Consider the following 15408-nt stretch of genomic DNA (forward strand, 5'->3'; position numbering starts at 1 on the left):
CACTTCATGCCGCTCACTTCAAAATCTATCGGTCCGAGGGAAGGCAGCAAGGCGTTCTATCAATTCCAGTCGCTCCGCCTTTAGGCGTGAAACTTCCCTCGCAATCAGCGTGCCTCCATCGCCAGTGCTGCTAAAAGAGGGGTCGAAATTATTTAGCTCTTCGTATCGTTTCAGGTCATCTCCCATCAGAAAGCCGGGATCAGGCGTGTATGGTTCAACTTCGGCCTCGTAGGTTATTATCAAATCGTCTATTTCGATTATTCTGTTCAGTATTGTTTGGCGTTCTGTGATGGAGTGGCCGTCTTTCCTTCCAGTGAACATCAGCTTCGGATCGCGATCTGGATCGTAGTTGGCTGGATCGCGTTCATTTGGGGGATCATTCCAACGAAATTTGGTCATCTGGGCTCCCTTGGTCTCAACGATCAGAACGCTTTAGCCCCTGATCGTCAGTCGAATTATGTAGCAAGGATGTGTAGCAATCGTCGAAAGACGGTCCGGCGGACGGTATTTCCGCAGCGTTTTCAACGATGTTTGGAAGGCTGGCGCACCCGACAGGATTCCTCGGGTGGCGTGGGACGTCGGTCATGACTGCGGTCTCGATCTGAAGCGTCCAGCCATCGTGATATGAGCGATTCCCGTCAACGCTTTGGGCAGCGACGACCAGACGCTTGCGACCGATCTAGTCGGCACCCGGCGGCCCTATAATCAGCAAGTCGTGGTCGATTGAATCCGTCTGGCGAACGGACTTCCACGACCGTCTCTGACGTCAGGCGCGCGCCTTTGCTGACGATCTTCCACCGCTATGGTCAGCAGGTCGCGGCAGGTCGCGTTGAGGGGAAGTTTAGCCATGTGGAAGCTGGATCATGTCGTCCCGGCGTCTGACGTTGATTTGGAGGAACGGCGCCTTGGCGAAGTTCTGGCGAGCGCGGGCTACGATGTTGGGAAGTTGACGTTGAGCGGTTTGGCCCAGCAGGTGCTGGCCGAGCGGGCGAAGGCCACGGTGATGGCCATCGGGATCGAACCGTCGAACTGGCCACATTTTCCGCTGGGCAATGGCGGCGTCGAAGTGCGCTTCCAGTTCAGCCGCGAGGCGGATCAGGTGAACGCGAAGATGGCCTTGGCTTAAAAGCCGTTGAATTTAACGCTACGTCGGCTTGCTTTCGCGTATCATTGGTGGCCAGATCACATGGGGGCCACCATGACGCTTGAGACTTTCCGCCAAAGCCTTCTGTCTTTCTCTATCGCAGAGTGGGCAGTTGTCGCCGTCGTCGTCATTTCCTTTGTTGCCGTCACAACGACGGTCGGCTTCGTGATGGGGCCGATTGTTGGCTACTCTGTCGTCATGCTCTCTCGACGTGCCAAACGTCGGGGAACAGCCTTTGAGGCGGAGAAATCGGCCTCTACGACCAAATAGCTCATCCGGCGACGCACTCCTGACGGTCTTCTTGAACCGTCTTCAGCGTGCGCGAGATGGCCGTCACCGTGGTCGTGGAGGCACGATGTAGGCGGGCGGTTGCTCGGATGCCCTGACCGTCCTCCAACGACCTCCTGATCGCTTCTACGCGGTCCTGCGGCATGGGCTTGCGCCCGCTCTTCTTGGTCGTCCGACGAAGGCCCGAGAGGATACGCTCACGGATCATGGCCCTTTCGTAGGAGCTAAAGACCGAGAGCATCTGGAACATCATGGCGCCCGAAGGCGTCGAGGTGTCGAGGCCCTGCGTGTGGACGTAGAGGTCCACGCCCTTGGCTTGGATGTCGCCGAGGAAGTGGATCAGGTCGGGCAGGGATCGTCCGATCCGGCACACCGAGAAGGTCGCGATCAGATCGAAGTCCTTGCGCGCCACGCCCTTGAGCAGGTTGTCGAAGCCCGGTCGTTTGTCCCGGCCCTTGGCGCCGGAGATGCCCTCGTCGAGGAAGGTGGCGACGATCTCCCAGTCCTGCCGCTGGACGACTGCTCGCAGATCACGAAGTTGGTTCTCGACGGTCTGGTTCTTATCGGCCGTGCTCACACGACAGTAGAGGGCCACGCGCTTGGTCAGGGGTGTTCTCCGATCTGGTGTTGGGAGAACAGACTCTCACGGATCGGCAGGCCGTCAATCAGTTGCGGGCTGTATCTGGGTTCGGAGTTGTCATCCCTCGTCTGCGAAGTTTGCCCAGAGAACGGGCCTCCAGATCGGCGATGCCATCATACTGGTAAGCGAGACGTAGGTAGGACTGGCGATGCTCAATTACAGAGGTTTGACCCGCGAGTTCCCGCAGATTGGCTGCCCGCGTTCGATTGTAGCCTTCCAACCGCATGCGGGGGTCAACGCAACTTCAACGATATGGTTCCTCGCCGACTGCCCTTCAGTCAGACGTCAATGGCCAATCCAGTGGCATAACGAACATCTCGCTGTAGCGATGGCCTCCCTCACTCACCGCAAAGACGACAAATTCCTCGCCGAGCGCGCAGCAGCTTCCCGCACAAGATCGCTGAACTCGTCCAGATGGTCGGGATCGCCGATTAGCATGAAGCCGTCCGCCTCTCGCACCACGCGATAGGCGGAAGAGCTTTCCAAGAGACTGTCCAGCAGCCTTCCCATGCCGAAAGGAAAACACTGTTCGATAAAGCTGGCAAGTGGGCGCCTCTCAAGCGGAGGCTGTGTCAAAATCTTGCGCCATGTCGAGCATCAACTTCAGGGCCGATCCATAAGAGCCTCCGCACCTCTCGACTAATTTGCGGAGGAGGGCTGTCCGTTCGGGGCGCATCTTCGGCGTCTCCATCGCCCAGACCGCGAATGCCCGTTGTGAGCCGAAGTCCTCACCCAACACAGTGAGATCGCGGTGTCGGGTGTCGGCTCGCAGTCGGTCCATCAGCCGGTCCACTGCCGGTGGCGTGCCTTCGATAGCTTGAATGAACATGCCTTCCGCGTAGGCGAGCAGCCCGGTGATCTCGTCGCGTCGGTTGTTGCGTGCGGACGCTCCCAGAAGTTCGGCGAGGTTCAACGAGTTTTCCAGCGATACGGTCGAGCGGCTGCAATAGATGACTCGTTTCCAGCGCATCTGACGGCCCTCCTACCGCATCGCTTCATGCTCCTTTGATGAAGCATCGCGCCCAGCCGATAGTTCCGTTCTCCCAATCAGATGGAAGCGGGCACAAAATATCGACTACGCCACGACTGGGTTTGCGGGCCGTGAAACACAGCCATTTCCACCCCCGTTTGGGAGAACGGTCGAAGCGGCGGATATCAACCGATCTTCCAGCCGATGACATCGCGATCCGGCCGAAGCCTCTTTCAGGATCGCAGCCGACATCGCTCCCCTTAAACCGCCATCTTCCAGATCGGTCTGGCGGCGGCACCCTCGGGCACAGGGGGAGGAGGTGTTTCCACCTTTAACGGCTCTCCTAATAAGACCTCTATTAGCAAGTCCGTTAACGGGGGAAAGTTCGGCTGGAAGACAAACTGGTCGCTCCGCTCCTTCCAGCCCCCCCTCTGCCTACGTCGAAAGATATGGCCGCCGCCAGTTCTCGAAGGTTATAAGTAAGGGAAGGTGGCGGACACCGTTGGAGGTCATGTTCCAACGAGGATCAGCAGGTCGATCACGTCCGCCATCACAACCTGACCTGACACGACCTTACTATGACCATCTATGAACCCATGTGGGCGAAGTATTACGCCCCGCAACTGTCCGCGCACGAAACCAATCAGTTCCGCCGAGCGGAGACACGAGGCCCATCGCTGCTTCTCACCGACGTCATCCAGCCAGAGTCTTTCGATCCCAAGACCCGCCGCTACATGGCCGTCGCGAACCGAAAGGATGTCGGGGGAAGAAGCCATTTCCTGCGGGCCGAACTGGGCGAAGGCCGGGCAGAATGGGAACTGCAATGCCTTTTCACGAACGCATTGAAGATGTCGTCGCCGTGGGCAGGCGACTTCAGGCATCCGTCAGATCGCGTGGAGATCGCGCCCCATCACATCCTCACCATCGAATTCGATTCGATGAGCCTTCCCTTCTTTAAGCAGCAGCTTTCTTGGTTCCGTTTCGAGAAGAAGCCGACCGACAGCCCCATCGGCAAATTCGTTCGTCACCTGCGCGCCAACTATGCCGACGTGGCGGGTCTGAACGTCACCTACTCCGGCAACAAGAGTTTTCACTACCACTTCGTCGTCGAGACCTCCTTGATCGCTGGGGCTGTGTCAGAGCCGTCGAGTGCGCGGCTTGGCCTCCAGAAGGCGTGGGACCGTTTGCGCGACGAGTTCGTCAATTCCACCGATCTCATGGTCCCACCAACCGAACGACCGGATGAGAGCCTGCGGATGCCGGAAATGTTTCGACGCCTTCCCAACGGCATGTGCCTGAATGACAAAGAAGACCACTTTTTCGGCGTGCCGCTTGGCGATGTGCTGATGCAGGTCGTGATGTGGGAGCACCTGACGATCCAGCGAAGCCGGGGAGGTAGTCAGACGCTTCTCGTTCCCGCCGACTTCTCGATGGCAGCACCAACGTCGGCCACGGCGCCTCGGACGGGGGGCACGCAGGTTCAGACATCCGTTCAGCCGGGTGAGGAGGCATACTGCGCCGCCAAGCTCGAAGCGATCTTCAATGGGGTTGAGGCTTGGCCGAAGTTCGCAGGCTTCGACCGTTCGCAAGGTGATCTGCGGGCGCAGTTCTTCAACTCGCTCGGCGACAAGAACCCGACGTCGATGATGCGACCCGACTTCGCGACCGTGCTGGTGCAAGGCGCCAATCCCCACGGCCTGACAAACGTCGAGGATGGGGGAGGCTCTCTGATGCCTCGACTTCCGCGTCCACTCGGCGAGATGATCGAACTCTGGTCCGAAGAGCACCGGCAGAAGCAACTCGGCCCCGGCGGTCGAGTGCGGACGCCGATTGAACAGCAGTTCGCGGACTCTGCCTCGACCAAGGTCGCTGCCACCAGCGCGCTCGGCGAGGTTATCCACGACCTGATCCCCGCCAAGATCACTCGACCGGGCGTCGATCTGCTGTGTGCCCCAGAGGGCATCAGCAAGTCGGGCACCTTGCTCGCGAATCTGCCTCGATATCACCGGCTTCTCTCGGGCCATGGTTTGCCATCGCGGATGATGTTCGCGTCTCCGACCTACGACGGAGCGGAAGAAAAGGCTCAAGCCTTCGAGGACGCGATGAGGGCCGCCGACAAGGACCATTTCGCCGCTGTCGTGCTGCCCTCCTTCTCCAGAATCTACGAGGAGGAGTTCGGCGGGCGTGGAGGAAACTTCATCACTCACACCGCAGCCGCCGAGATGGGCTTTTCATCTCGGTTCGATGCAATCCAAAAACGCCAACCTCAGATCATGGAGCACATTCGGAAACGCTATTCAGCCTTGCACTCCTCTTACGAGGGGCGTCACCCCGTCTTCTTCACCGTCCATCCGGTTGCTCAGTCATGGGGCAGCGGCCCTGACAGCCGCTTGCTGCTCTCGCCGATCTTCTGGGACAACCCGTCACAACGAGGCGCGCTCCGGTCAGGACTGATGGAAGACACTCGGTTGGGCTTCCTCATTCATGACGAGATCGACGCCAAGAGCATCGTCGATTTGCAACCTGCCGAGACAGTCGTGACGGTGCGCGCATTGGCTGATGGTGCTGGCTGGACATCGAAGACGACGAAGGCTGACAAGTTCCGTGACCATGAGCGGTTTATGGCCCAGCTTCCACACGCGCAGTTCGTGTCCTTCGAGGATGCATGCCGCATCGCCGAGGTGGGAGAGGCGGAGTGGAACGTCATCGCGGCGCATCCGGCTGGTGAGTATGGTCCGCGCTCAAACGGCGTCGAGAATATTTACGATCAGGCGGAAGAGCGTCACTGGTGCGTGCGCCCCCACAAATGGGCCAACATCGCTGCCCACAAGACGCTCATACTCACGACAGAGGCAGTTCCTGTCGCCTTGGCCCAACAGGTTGGCCACTGGGCCATCACCAGTCTCGACACGCCTCTGATCGAAAAGGATCGAGTCGATACGCACCCTATGCGGTCCTTGAAGTCATCAACGGCCGCCGAGCACGTCGCTGATTGGACAAAGGACGCTGAAGAGGCTGGATGCGAGCTTTTTGCGATTGGCAACAAGCTCGACACGCTCGAAAACGCGCGGTCGCACATCGCCGCGAAAGGTTCGAACGATCTCATCGGCAAGGACATCATCCAGACGATGACGCTGATGACCCCCGATGAATATGCGCGCTATCAGGCCCTCAATGCGTGGACGGGCCGAGGTGACCTCGCCCGCCTCAAGCACATCGACGACCTCAACCAAACCGCCGGACGGAATCTTGGATTTCGCGCACCTCACACTGGGCCGAAGCCCAGCCACACGCTGCTGATCAACCGACGCCTGTTCGACTGCCTCGTTCCGCTGTTCAGCCACCTGCGCTACGATCTCGTCGATGCGACGGCGGCCCAGTCGCGGAAGAATGCTCGGAAACGCGGCCAGAAGGTTCTGCATCCGCTCCTGACCAGTGGAAGCCGTCAACTCCAACGAGTTAGAACTGCACTGACCGACCTCGCCGCCTGACTTCGCGGGGCCATGACGCACACCTTCCTTGTCGGTTAGGCCCGCACTTCCATTAATTCCTCGATTCGCGTGGTGTATCTGGGCGAACGGTTGTTGGCCCGCGTGGACCATGGTGTCACCTGACGTATCCCGCCGGGTCGTAGTGTTCCCCGGCCAAAGCGGGCGTTCACCGTATCCAGCGCAGTCATCAACTTCTCTGACCTGACGGGATCGACTGTCGGCAGCAGATCGCGGGGTGCGTCCTGTCGGGCCTGTAGGTCCAGCAGGATCACGCCCGCCTTGGCGTAGCGCGTGTCTGGTTTCCACATCGACCGCCCGGCCGCGACAGCCTGACTGATGATCGCAAAGCTGTCGGCAGTCGGCTCGATCTCGAACGACCGCTGCCCGTGATACCAAGGGTCGCCGTTGTGCGGATGGGTGTGGAAGAAGACCTGCATCGCGCTGGCGACCAGACCGTGCTGGCGACACTTCTCGGAGGCCCGAGCGGCATGAGTAGCCAATGCCTCTCGCATGTCGGTCCATGTCTCGACAGGACGTCCGAACATCCGCGTCACCGCAGCCGTCTGCTTCTGATCCGGCGCCAGCGTGAGAGGCAGACAGGACACGCCATTCAACTCGGCATGCGTCCTCTGCCCGGTGACGGTCATCAACTTCCGAACGCTCGCTGACGGCAGCGCGGCAAACTGCTCGACGGTGAAGACGCCGAAGTCATTGAGCTTCATCTGGTTGGCTCGGCCGACGCCCCAGATTTCGTCGATGGGCATCGTGGCGAACGCCTCCCGGCGGGTGTCGATGTCGCTGAAGTCGGAGACGCCGGTTGCAGTCTTGGCGTGCTTGTTCGCCAGCTTCGCCAACGTCTTGGTCGGCCCAATGCCGACGCACGTCGGAATCTTGGTGATGCGGCGCACCCGTTCTCGAACCCGGCGGCAGTAATCCACCCTCGCGAAGGCGGTCAGGTCCAGAAACATCTCGTCGATGCTGTAGGGTTCGACCCGCGCGAAATGGTCGGAGAGAACCTCGAAAACCCTCCGGCTCATGTCGCCGTAAAGGGCGTAGTTCGAGGACTTCGCAACGACGTCGCGATACTCCGGCTTCCTTTTCGACAGGTGCCAGACCTCGCCCATCTTGATCCCGAGAGCCTTCGCCTCGGCCGATCTGGCGATGGCGCAGCCGTCGTTGTTCGACAGCACGATCACAGGCTTGCCAGTCAGGCTGGGATCAAAGGCTCGTTCGCACGAGACATAGAAGTTGTTGCCGTCGATCAGGCCGAACATCAGACATCGGTCCTGACCAGTGCGGCGATCATGGCCCAGACCTCCGTCTCGTCAGACACCGGCTGCGGCGCATCATTCGAAGGTTCGAGCCACCACTGCCCATCCTTCTCGGTAAGGATCGCGAGGACGACATCGCCGTGCAGGAAGGCGACGCAGACCTTCCCCGACCGTGGTTCCGCGTCGGTGTTGACCACGAGGATGTCGCCTCCGTGGATGCCGCGCTTTCGCAGCCCTTCGCCCTTCACTCTTACGGCGTATCGCTGCGGGCGCCGAAGCTCCAAAAGGTCAGCGAGATCGGGCACGCCTTCGATGTGATCCTGCGCCGGGCTTTGGAAGCCCGTCGTGTCATCGCCCTTGTAAGCGGCTACTCCCATATGAGAACGTATGGAGAACATTTAACCGGCTGGGAAGTGAGATTGATCGCCCTGCTGTGGGCGGAACGTGGATGATGTGGTGGTCAGCCGTGGCGACATCCTCTGAATGCATTTTCAGATCGGTTCGACGGAAACACCAGCGACCTTCCCGCCGAGGAAACTCGTCATCAACCGATGTCGATTAAAGGGTCCGATAAGCAAGGAGGGGACTATGGATCGGGCAGAGTTCGAAGCCATACGAGAGAAGGTCAGGGCACGGCGAGAAGCGAGGGAGGCAGAAGCCGACGCGACATGGGCGGAAAACTACGCCGCGATGGTCGAGCGTAATGGTGGACCCGAAGCCTATTTTGGACCGCTGACCACTTACGGGACCGCTGACCAATTCTTGGCCGCTCTCACGAAGAAGACACGCGGCTAGACCTGCGACGATTCCAGCAGCATGCCCCGACCGCCCGGCAACGTCCGATAAAGCGTGCTGGGCGCCACCCCGACCTGTCGGGCGATCTCGGACATCGAAAGCTGGTCATCGGCCATCAGCGCCTTCGCGATCTTGAGCTTGGTTTCGTCCATCGCCTTGGGACGACCGCCCATGCGACCGCGCGCGATGGCCGCTCGTCGGCCCGCCTCACAGGCTAGTCGCTTCTGTTCGACTTCATACTGGCCGAGCGCCGCCAACGTATGGACCGCCAGCCGACCGCTCGGCGTCGTGCTGTCGATGGCCTCGCTCAACGACTTCAGGCCGATATCCCGGCGGGTGAACTGATCTACGAGGTCGAGGATTTGCCGAACATCTCGGGCAAGCCGATCCAAACGTAGGATGACCACTGTGTCTCCGGGTCGGGCGAAGTCGAGAAGTTCGGTAAGCTGCGGCCGATCAGATCGCGTGCCGGAAGCGGTCTCGATGAAGATGCGTTCGCACCCTGCTCGCTCCAGCGCGTCGATCTGTGACTCGTGGTTCTGTCCGCGAGCCGAGCACCTCGAATATCCGATCAGCATCCGTTTCCGAAAACCCCTGAAAACCCCGCGTTGTCGGAGATAGATTTCAGGATACGGTATTCGGAGAGTCTGTCATCCATATCTGATGATTAACGCGAGACTTCCGGTGCCCCTCCTCGTCATCTCCTAGAAGTATACCTTTTCGGACTGCTTTTTTAAAGGAAGTCTGGGGCGAGTGGTCGGTGACTGCCGGGTCGTTCAAGGATCGGCTTGACCGTCCAGCGGCACCACGAACATCCGGCTGTAACCTTGGTGACCGTCGCTCGTCGGGAAGACCACGAAGTCCTCGCCCGAGTGGTCTACGGCTTCCCGCACGAGATCGCTGAACTCGTTTAGACGGCCGGGCTTGCCGACCAGAGAGAAGCCGTCGTTCTCGGCCTCCACATCGTAAGCCGTGGAGCCTCGGATCAATTTATCCAGCAGCCTTCCCATGCGGAAAGGAGAACACCGGTCTTTCCCGGCTGTCAAGCTGGGAGACTTCAGGACCGTCACGGGCGCACCCTCCGGCCGCTTCGCGACCGTGAAAAGGGCTGGGCTTTCGAGCCGACGAGATACGAACTGATCTGGACCCACGCCAATCGACTGCACCGACTTGAAGAAGGCATTTGGGGCCGACGCCCATCGCGTCGCCAGCAACTTCGAGATCGGCGGAAGAGGCCGATCTCTTTGTTGCAATGCATTCGCTTTGATTGGGGGAGGAGCCGGATTCCTCGACCCCATCCAGTTCACGACGTAGCTACACGGCTCTCGATAGGCCGAGCGGCTCGCCGGGAGGCCGTGATCGAAGGCGTGGAGCCGTCGCGTGTAGCGCGGCGCAATGTCTCGGCAGCCGAGGATCAAACAACGCCCCAGCGCGTCACACCAATCCTCTAAATACTATTAGATGAATGACGTGACGGGATGCGCTCGTGACGGGATGGTTTAGAAACTACAGTCACGAAGTTTATAGTCAGCACGATTATTTGCGTGTTAAATACTGATTGTGTCGCACGCATAGGGGCTGCGACCACAATCAACGCCAAATCAACATGCAGACTATTTACTACAGCGACGCAGCATGCGGTGCTGGGAAGACCAAATGGGCCGTCGAACGCATCGGCCGCACGCCCGGACGCTACATCTACGCAGTGGATCGCACAGAAGAGTTCGCCGTCCGCCAGAGCCTTATCATCAACAATGCCATCCAGTCGGGTGCTGCGGTGAGGGTTTGCTCGCTGTCCAGCGAGGCTGGCAACGTCGTCTCCCGCGACTTCCCGCTGATGATTGAGCGTTGCAGCGACGAAGAGCACGTCGTCCTGATCATGACCCACGAGGCGGTCAAGAGGGTGGATCACTCGGCCGCCGAGGGTAGGGGTTGGACGATCATCATCGACGAAGACCCCAAGGTCTGGACATCGGGATCGTTCGACCTCGGTGCCTCCACACCGTTCTGGGAAGCAACCTACAATCTGGAGCCGTTCGCCAAGGGCTACTCCAAACTTCTTCCGAAGGCCGACGCTCCTTCCTCCCGTGCTCTTGCTGCCGACGACCTCACCCGCCCGGTCGCAGCGTTGCACAACCGGGTTCAGCGCGGTGGAGCCGTGATCAATCTGGAAGCTTGGGGAGAACTCCAGCACCGCCAGAGACTGACCTACTTCAGCGTCTGGGATGTCACCGAACTGGCCGTCTACGACCGGGCCGTCATCCTCGCGAACAGCTTCACAAGTCTCATTACCTATCGGCTGTGCACGACGCTTCATCCCGGCGTGATCTGGAAGCCGATTTCCATCGGTCAGAACGCCGTCTGGCAGGGTCGTGATCTGACGATCAGATACGTCGCGAAGGATCATCGTGCCGGTTCGACATTTTTCGAGACGACCGAGGCTGGCCAACGAGCCGTTCAGGCATGGTGCGCTTGGGTTCGAACGAACGTCACCGCCGGGCAGCACTATTGGGCGGCGAACAAGAAGCGAGGTGACCTGAAGCTGCCGGGCGAGCAGGTCTCGCCCAAGATCGCCGGGTCAAACAAATACCGGTTTCTGACCGAGTGCTCGGTTCTCTACAGCGCCAAGGCAAGCGATGCGGAGAACAAGGTGTTCGCCGCCATGACCTGCGGGCTGCTCGATCACGAGGCAGTGCGCCGAGATCGTGAGTTTGAAGACCTGATCCAGATCGTGTTCCGGTCGTCGCTCCGCATGCCCGACGATGTGCGCCCGGTGACGGTGACTGTCTATGACAAGGAACAGGCGACCTTCCTCGCCGACTACTTCAAGGCGGCTGGCTTCCCGTTCCGCACATCGTTGGAGTTCATCGACCTCGGGCTGACCCGCACGAAGGCCAAACCCGGCCCGAAGCCTGATCCGCTGAAGCCGCCAAAGAGTGCCGCTCAACGTGCGGCTGATTACCGTGCACGAAAGGCAGCAGCGTGATGACTCAGGACGAGATCAACGGGATGTTGGCCGCAGCGCTGGACGATGCCCAGAAACGCCTCGACGTGCAGGAGAAGTGCATCGAGATGTTGGTGGATCAGATCGAGGACATGGCCCACCAGATGACCGGCGTATTGGAAGAAGCAAGAGTTGCTCGCCTCCACTACGCGGAGCAGCGAAAGCGGCTGGGTCTGACCGTCGATGTGACGGGTGGAAGTCTGATCGGAGGAGGCTTCGGAATTCCGGGGGGATGATCTTGACCGCGAGAGCGGACTCTCATCCGGTGTTGCCTGTCGCTATTCCCCTTGGGTTATGCTCCCTTCACAGGGTGGGAGAAGACAATGAAACGCAGACAGATTTTGACGATCCTCGCGGCGGCGACGTTGGCCGGTTGCGCGTCCACTTCGTCAATGATCGTTCCAGAAGCCACGGGGGCGCGCGTCGCTATCGTCAGCTTGGAAGGACCGCTCGGTTCTCAAGCAGTTGATTTGATATCGCAAGAGTTAGCCACCAGAGGGATCGCGGTCGTAGAAGCGGCCCGAGCGAGAGAAGTCATCGGAATCGACACCGATCTGTCGAATGCCTCACCGGCATCAGTGCAAGCTCTGTCGTCCTACGGCGATTGAAGCGCCCCGGGTTTTCCGGAGGCTATCCGGTTTGGCTCAGGCAGCCATATCGAGGGTCTCGATGGCTGCATAGTAATTTGCCTCTGCCTCGGCGGGCGGAATGTAGCCGATGGGACCGAAGAGGCGATGCTCGTTGTACCAGTGGACCCAGCGCAAGGTGGCCATTTCGACGGCCGATGCACTCGGCCAGGAGCGCTGGTGCCAGATTACCTCTGCCTTGTAGAGACCATTGATTGTTTCGGCCAAAGCGTTGTCGTAAGAGTCCCCGACACTGCCGACTGAAGGAACCAGGTTGGCTTCGGCAAGGCGCTGGGTGTAGTTCATGGCAAGGTATTGAACGCCCCTGTCACTGTGGTGGATCAGGCCATCCTCAGGTCTAGGGCGACGTGCATGAATGGCCTGCTCGAGGGCATCCAGAACGAACCCTGCGGTCGCCGAGGTGCTGACCTTCCAACCCACAATACGCCGCGCATAGGCGTCGATCACGAAGGCCACGTAAACGAAACCTGCCCAGGTCTGCACGTACGTGAAATCCACCACCCACAAGGCGTTGGGCCGGGCGACACGGAACTCCCGGTTGACCTTGTCTAGCGGGCACGGAGCCTTGGGATTGCTGACCGTGGTGACGGTCCTCTTGCCCCTCCGGATACCGGCCAGGCCCATGCTGCGCATCAATCGTTCCACCGTGCACTTGGCAATCGAAATACCCTCGCGGCGCAGTTGATGCCAGACCTTGCGCGCGCCGTAGAGGCCAAAGCTGTTCTCGTGCACGCGCTTGATATGCTCGCGCATGTCGTCATCGCGCCGGGCACGTGCTGAACGCCTGGCGGGGTCGGCCAGACGGGCAGCATGTTCACGATAGGAGGACGGGGCGATCGCCAGTTCGCGGCAGATCGGCTCGATACCCAAGTCCTCGCGATGCGCGTCGATGAACGACATCATCACCTCTCGCGGCGGTCGAGCTCCGCCAGCGCAAAATACGCCGATGCCTTGCGCAGGATCTCGTTCGCGCGCCGCAGCTCCTTTACCTCGCGCTCGAGCAGCTTGATCCTGGCCTTCTCATCAGCGGCAAGCGCCGCTGGCCCCGCTCGTCGGCTCGCCTCCTCGCGGCACCAGCGGCGCAGCGTCTCGGCCGTACAGCCAATCTTGGCGGCAATCGAAGACATCGCCTCCCACTCCGAACCGTAATCGGCGCGATGTTCGCCAACCATACGCACTGCACGATCGCGGATCTCAGGTGAAAACTTGTTCCGGGTTCTACTCATAACGAAAGCTCCTTCTCATAAATCGGAGCCTCCGGAAAACCCGGGGCGCTTCAGAGGAACTCGGTGTGAGGTATCTCTTTACCGGCACGGTTTCAGCGGTGGGTGGTCCGCTTTACTCGTTCGACCATGTGAACATGACCCTTCGCCTGATCGACGTTCAGTCAGGTCAGACCCGTTGGATCGGTCGCTACGGCAACTCGATGTGGACGAGTGCGATATCAACCCAAGGAGACCTTCAGCGAGGGACCAAGGCAATTGTCGCCGAGTTTGTTTCGGCGGGGGGGCCGGCCTTGCTGACCGCACCATAGGGATCAGCCTTGTCGAAAGCCGCTTTTCGAAAATCGGTGAGAAGGCCTGTCAAATGCACCTCGTTCACGACTTTCAATATGCTCGATAGTCAACCCGCCCACTGAACAAGCTCCGCAAGAAGCATGGCCTTTTTCAAGAAACAGACTCCAGCGATGGTCCCTGTCGTTGGCGATATTTTGGGTGGACGTTATCTCGTTCACAAAATCTTCGAAGGCGGACTTGGCGTAGTTTGCGTCGTTGAAGACAAATCGCAGTCTCCCGACAGGGGCGACGCGCGTTTCGTTTTGAAGTTTGCCAAAACGGAGTTGCCCTTAAATCAACAAGAGGCTTTTCGGCACGAGGCCGCAGCTTGGGTGGCAATGGGCCGCCACCCCGCCATCGTCCCTGCATTTTGGGTCGATCAAGTAGGCAGTCGGTTATGCGTGGCCGCTGAATACATCGCGCCTGACGACATGGGTCGGGGCTCTTTGTTTGACCACCTGAATGGATCGCCGAAAACACCGCGCCAAGTGTTCCGATGGACTGCTCAGTTTTTGGACGGTTTGGCGCACGCGACGTCAAAAGGCTTGATTACACACGCTGACGTTAAACCCGCGAACCTTCTGATTGATCGCTCTAACGATCTTCACATCACCGACTTTGGAATGGCCAAAGTGCGCGGGCTACAAAGCAGCGCCGGGGGAACGCCGCGATACATGTCGCCGGAGCAATGGCATGGAAGACAGGGCACTTACAAATCTGATCTATACTCTTTTGGGTTCATCCTCCACGAGCTTTGCTTTGGGTTTCACCCCTTTGCGTCCACAGATTTCCATAGGCTTCGGGAAAGCCATCTGAGCGGCATGCCGCGACTGGATGATCATCCGCTCTCTCCATTGATTTCCCGACTTTGGGCAAAAACCCCTTCTGAAAGGGCTGAACTTCCAGAAGCCAAATCATTGTTGAGTCAAGTTGCACAACGTCACGGCATAAAGCTGCCTGTCGCTATCGCATCCACTGAATCTGCACTGGAGGAGCTTCGAGCCAAGGCGACGGTTGAGGGGCCATCTGGCTTCCAAGATGCGCTTGATGCGGCACACGAAATCACCCGGCGCTGGCCTGACGATGCGAGCGGCTGGACACAACTTGGCAGGTTGTATCTTTCCGGCGGAAATCTTCGCGAGGCCCACGCAGCGACGTCTAAGTCGATCTCAATCGACGACACGCGAACAGCACCGTGGAACAATCTCGGTGTAATTTGGGGAGGTCTGGAAGAGCCGGAGCGGGCAGTCTTGTCGTTTCGAAAGGCTCTGGAATGTGATCCTGATAACACTGGCGCGATGCTGAATATGGCTAAGCCCCTTAGCTTGCTCGGCCGAAACTCCGAGGCCATCCTCGTCCTCAAAGGTGCGATCACGCTTGCGCCTGACAAATATGCTGCTTGGGTCAATTTGGCGGGATGCATGAAGGCGACGGGCGATCTATCCAGCGCAATCAAGGCTCTTGATCGGGGCTACGATCTCGCCCCCCATTCAATGAGGAATGCGATCCTTCAACAGCGTGCTCACTGGTTAGGGACTTGAATCGGTTTGCTCCGGCTTTAGACCTCCGTGGCGGCACCCTCCCCACCGAGGCCCTCGCGCA

The 15408-nt window shown here is 59.4% G+C and carries 15 protein-coding genes and 1 other annotated feature; of the genes, 7 read left to right on the top strand and 8 right to left on the bottom strand.

Features of this window, described 5'->3' with window-relative positions:
- Window positions 1-18: 18 nt before the first annotated feature.
- On the bottom strand, window positions 19-399 hold the full coding sequence (locus AC0L6G_RS11525; protein ID WP_156146864.1) for a hypothetical protein: 381 nt from the start codon (window positions 397-399) through the stop codon (window positions 19-21).
- Window positions 400-847: 448 nt separating this feature from the next.
- Here AC0L6G_RS11525 and AC0L6G_RS11530 point away from each other — a divergent pair, with 448 nt between their 5' ends.
- Window positions 848-1126 (top strand): hypothetical protein, encoded by a 279-nt coding sequence (locus AC0L6G_RS11530; protein WP_045811806.1) that lies wholly within the window; start codon window positions 848-850, stop codon window positions 1124-1126.
- A 72-nt stretch (window positions 1127-1198) separates the two neighbouring features.
- Window positions 1199-1414: a hypothetical protein gene (locus AC0L6G_RS11535; RefSeq protein WP_197071099.1), complete on the top strand. Its 216-nt coding sequence runs from the start codon at window positions 1199-1201 to the stop codon at window positions 1412-1414.
- A gap of 1 nt (window position 1415) precedes the next feature.
- Here the strand turns inward: AC0L6G_RS11535 and AC0L6G_RS11540 are convergent, their stop codons facing one another.
- Both AC0L6G_RS11540 and AC0L6G_RS11545 read right to left on the bottom strand, forming a co-directional pair.
- Entirely contained in the window at window positions 1416-2027 is a 612-nt protein-coding gene (locus tag AC0L6G_RS11540) for a recombinase family protein (RefSeq protein ID WP_045811829.1), read from the bottom strand.
- Window positions 2028-2628: 601 nt separating this feature from the next.
- Complete coding sequence (locus AC0L6G_RS11545) at window positions 2629-3042, bottom strand: BLUF domain-containing protein (RefSeq protein ID WP_052689635.1); 414 nt, start codon at window positions 3040-3042, stop codon at window positions 2629-2631.
- Window positions 3043-3620: 578 nt separating this feature from the next.
- On the opposite strand from AC0L6G_RS11545, the gene AC0L6G_RS11550 reads away from it, so the two are divergent.
- Entirely contained in the window at window positions 3621-6533 is a 2913-nt protein-coding gene (locus tag AC0L6G_RS11550) for a hypothetical protein (protein WP_473252249.1), read from the top strand.
- A 35-nt stretch (window positions 6534-6568) separates the two neighbouring features.
- Here the strand turns inward: AC0L6G_RS11550 and AC0L6G_RS11555 are convergent, their stop codons facing one another.
- The 4 genes from AC0L6G_RS11555 to AC0L6G_RS11570 form a co-directional block, all read right to left on the bottom strand.
- Window positions 6569-7807 (bottom strand): Y-family DNA polymerase, encoded by a 1239-nt coding sequence (locus tag AC0L6G_RS11555; protein ID WP_473252250.1) that lies wholly within the window; start codon window positions 7805-7807, stop codon window positions 6569-6571.
- Window positions 7807-8202, bottom strand: coding sequence for a LexA family protein (locus AC0L6G_RS11560; RefSeq protein WP_473252251.1), 396 nt, complete (start codon window positions 8200-8202; stop codon window positions 7807-7809). The genes AC0L6G_RS11555 and AC0L6G_RS11560 overlap by 1 nt, the downstream gene beginning before the upstream one ends.
- A gap of 393 nt (window positions 8203-8595) precedes the next feature.
- Window positions 8596-9177: a recombinase family protein gene (locus AC0L6G_RS11565; RefSeq protein WP_473252252.1), complete on the bottom strand. Its 582-nt coding sequence runs from the start codon at window positions 9175-9177 to the stop codon at window positions 8596-8598.
- 198 nt (window positions 9178-9375) lie between these two features.
- Entirely contained in the window at window positions 9376-9669 is a 294-nt protein-coding gene (locus AC0L6G_RS11570) for a hypothetical protein (RefSeq protein ID WP_473252253.1), read from the bottom strand.
- A gap of 536 nt (window positions 9670-10205) precedes the next feature.
- Between AC0L6G_RS11570 and AC0L6G_RS11575 the strand changes: the two genes are divergently transcribed.
- The 3 genes from AC0L6G_RS11575 to AC0L6G_RS11585 all read left to right on the top strand — a co-directional run bounded on the left by AC0L6G_RS11575 (window position 10206) and on the right by AC0L6G_RS11585 (window position 12211).
- Window positions 10206-11585: a hypothetical protein gene (locus tag AC0L6G_RS11575; protein WP_473252254.1), complete on the top strand. Its 1380-nt coding sequence runs from the start codon at window positions 10206-10208 to the stop codon at window positions 11583-11585.
- Window positions 11585-11839, top strand: coding sequence for a hypothetical protein (locus AC0L6G_RS11580; protein WP_473252256.1), 255 nt, complete (start codon window positions 11585-11587; stop codon window positions 11837-11839). Before AC0L6G_RS11575 ends, AC0L6G_RS11580 begins: the two co-directional genes overlap by 1 nt.
- A gap of 87 nt (window positions 11840-11926) precedes the next feature.
- The gene (locus AC0L6G_RS11585; protein ID WP_473252258.1) at window positions 11927-12211 is read left to right on the top strand and encodes a hypothetical protein; all 285 of its coding nucleotides are present in this window, start codon (window positions 11927-11929) and stop codon (window positions 12209-12211) included.
- A 36-nt stretch (window positions 12212-12247) separates the two neighbouring features.
- Here AC0L6G_RS11585 and AC0L6G_RS11590 read toward each other — a convergent pair.
- Window positions 12248-13476, bottom strand: a protein-coding gene (locus tag AC0L6G_RS11590; RefSeq protein ID WP_278448215.1) for an IS3 family transposase whose coding sequence is annotated in 2 segments (ribosomal slippage) — window positions 12248-13188 and window positions 13188-13476 — 1230 coding nt in all. Because the reading frame shifts where the segments join, the coding sequence is not laid out codon by codon here.
- Window positions 13081-13195 (bottom strand) — a sequence feature (AL1L pseudoknot). It overlaps the preceding gene by 115 nt.
- 431 nt (window positions 13477-13907) lie before the next feature.
- On the opposite strand from AC0L6G_RS11590, the gene AC0L6G_RS11595 reads away from it, so the two are divergent.
- Entirely contained in the window at window positions 13908-15347 is a 1440-nt protein-coding gene (locus AC0L6G_RS11595) for a serine/threonine protein kinase (protein WP_473252260.1), read from the top strand.
- The last annotated feature ends 61 nt before the right edge of the window (window positions 15348-15408 follow it).

The sequence above is a fragment of the Brevundimonas sp. D3-1P genome (assembly GCF_055809335.1).